This window comes from Stieleria sedimenti (assembly GCF_025060895.1).
Lineage (GTDB): Bacteria > Planctomycetota > Planctomycetia > Pirellulales > Pirellulaceae > Stieleria > Stieleria sedimenti.
In genome coordinates, this window is record NZ_JANZKV010000386.1 from 1 (window position 1) to 2953 (window position 2953).

At 60.2% G+C, this 2953-nt stretch carries 2 protein-coding genes; one reads left to right on the forward strand and one right to left on the reverse strand.

Annotated features, from left to right (window positions below):
- Positions 1-623: 623 nt before the first annotated feature.
- Positions 624-2219: a sulfatase family protein gene (locus NZK35_RS34055; RefSeq protein WP_259636990.1), complete on the forward strand. Its 1596-nt coding sequence runs from the start codon at positions 624-626 to the stop codon at positions 2217-2219.
- Between the two features lie 190 nt (positions 2220-2409).
- Here the strand turns inward: NZK35_RS34055 and NZK35_RS34060 are convergent, their stop codons facing one another.
- Positions 2410-2739: a hypothetical protein gene (locus tag NZK35_RS34060; RefSeq protein ID WP_259636991.1), complete on the reverse strand. Its 330-nt coding sequence runs from the start codon at positions 2737-2739 to the stop codon at positions 2410-2412.
- Positions 2740-2953 lie beyond the last annotated feature (214 nt).

Here is a 2953-nt window from a genome sequence, read left to right on the forward strand (position 1 = left end):
CAACCCGCCTAGGAATCACCTGGTCTGCGATGCGGCGAAGGTGCTTCGTGCCCTCCACCGGCCCGCGTCGCCGGAGGGGCGTTTGAACCGAGCGTTTGTCGTCCAACACCCATTCGGACATCGCAGCAATGCCTCAAAAAACCTGGGTCCTGAGTGATTTGCCACTAAAATCCACGAAGAACCAACAAATGGAGTAATCCGATCGAACACACGACGCGCCGGTCCTTGGGAGTCGAGCGCCCTCGGAGGTTTGAAGTGCACCAGTGAGACCAAAGCGCGCGCGCAAAAGGGGTCACGCGCGCAAAAGGGGTCAGGACTCTTTTTGCGTCGCTGTTGGTCGGTATCCGGAGGCCAGTCAGCAGGAGACGTCGCTGGGCGGGATGCTGGGATTCGCTGCGACCCCGTCCGGGGTCGAGGGGAGGATTGTGGCCGTGGCCCGGAGGTGGCGCTGCGCTGACCTCCGGCTACTTGCTCAAATCCCTCCGGGATAAAGTGGACTTTCGTCCCTCCGGGATAAAGTGGACGCTCGACGCGTTATAGTTGTATCGTGGTGAACGCGGCACTTGGACGTTGATGGTGTCTGTCGCCCGAGTAAATCTATCGTCCCCAGTGACCTTATCGAAATGAGATTGATCATGATGCAGTCGTTTGCCAACATGATGTCACTTGCTTACTGGATGCTCGCGGCAGTTGTTGCGTTCAGTCATGGTCCGGCGTCGGTGAAGGCGGAATCAGCTGCCCCGCCTCACATTGTCGTGATCTACGCCGACGACCTCGGTTATGGTGACGTGCAGTGCTACAACCCCGAGCGTGGCAAGATTCCGACGCCAAACATCGATCGGTTGGCCAAACAGGGGATGAAGTTCACCGACGCGCACTCTTCGTCCGGTGTCTGTTCCCCCTCGCGATACACGTTGCTGACCGGACGCTACCACTGGCGTTCTCGCTTGCAAGCCGGCATCGTCGGACTTTGGGGCGCACCGCTGATCGCCCCGGAACGGATGACGATCGGTACGCTGGCAAAACAACACGGTTATCAAACCGCCTGCATCGGCAAATGGCACTTGGGATGGGACTGGCCGATTCCCGCCAGCGGGGCAAAGTTATTCAAAGCACGCCCCAAAGGCAACGCCGTCGCGACCGACGAGCATCGAGCGGTCTGGCGCGAGGTGTTCGAGCAACCGATCGGCGGCGGTCCCAGCACACGTGGCTTCGACGTCTACTTCGGCACCGACGTCCCCAACTGGCCGCCGTACTGCTTCATCGAAAACGACCGAACCGTTGGGATCCCGACCGAATTCTTGCCGGCGGAGCTGCTGCGCAAGAACCAGGCCAGCAATCAAGGTCCCGCGTTGGCCGGTTGGACGCTCGAGCCGATCTTGCCCGCGCTGGCAGATCGAGCCGCCCAGTACATCACCACCGCCGCCAAGTCGCCCGATCCGTTCCTGGTCTACATGCCGCTGACTTCACCCCACACGCCGCTGTCGGTCAACGACGCGTGGAAAGGTAAAAGCGGGCTCGGACTGTATGCCGATTTCGTGATGGAAACCGATGCGGTGGTCGGTCAAGTGCTCGACGCGATCGAGCAGAGCGGCAAAGCGGACGAGACATTCGTGGTCTTCACCAGCGACAACGGCTGCGCCCCCTACATCGGCGTCGAATCGTTGGAACAGCAGGGCCATTTCCCCAGCGGTCCGCTGCGGGGTTACAAGGCGGATGCATGGGAAGGCGGACATCGCATCCCGTTTCTCGTCCGCTGGCCGGGTGTGGTCGAACCGGAAAGTGTCTGCCAAGAACTGGTCCATCAAGCCGATTTGCTGGCCACGTTTGCCGACATCTGGAACACTGAGTTGCCCGAAGACGCCGGCGAAGACAGTTTCAGCCTGGTCCCGCTGCTGAAGGGTGAAACCCAACCCATTCGTGAAACGTCGGTCAGCTGTTCGATTCGCGGGGTGCCCAGTTTGCGCGATCGAAACTGGAAATACATCGCCGCGCCGGGATCGGGTGGCTGGGGCAAGGGCGGCGACCAAAGCCAACCCGTCCAGCTCTACGACTTGGCGACAGACCTTGCCGAGACGCGCAATCTGGCGGCCGAGCAACCCGAGCGGCTGAAATCGATGCAAGCGTTACTGGAAACGACGATCACCGCCGGCCGCAGCACGCCTGGATCGCCCCAACGCAACGACGTCAAAGTACGTCGTCACCCGGCGTCATTGTGATGAATGGATACGTAGGTCACGCTGTGCGTGACGGATGCCCGCGTAGGTCACGCTGTGCGTGACGGATGCCCGCGTAGGTCACGCTGTGCGTGACGAATGGCATGCACAGCATGCCCTACCTTCATCGCTGTGCGTGACGAATGCCCTACCTTCATCGCTGCGCTGTGACCGGTGGCATGCACAGCATGCCCTACGCTTCGGGATCCGGCGTCGGCGTGGGAATCGACTCCGCGTTCGGAGCGGAACCGTCGGTCGACGGCAAACTCATCGGGGGATCGAGTCGGCTTTCAATGGCGCCCTCGTCCAACATGTCGTCGTAGTAAATGCCATGGTCGACCGTCGCTCCTTCCAGCACCATCGAATCGGGCACGGCCGACCCGATCGGAACCGCTGTCGACGGAGAACATTGCGAACAGGAGGGGCTGTGATAAACGACCGATGTTCGTCGAAACCAACTCAACGGGCCTGAAGCACTACAACCGGCAAGCAGTAGCACAAAAACGGGAAGTAAGTAACGCACGGATGGATCTCCCAAATTGGCTCAGCATCCATGCACGGCAGTGATTCCCGACCTTGGTTTGATCCATTTCGGCAGGATCCGAGGCGAGTTTGGAGAGAATCCGAAAAGGTAACGAACAGTCAACTCTTGCGGGTTAAGCCGGTGAGGAATAGGTGGAACGATTGACACGCGCCGGTCGCTGACCGGTCTGTTGATTGAGTGAGCCGTGACGCGT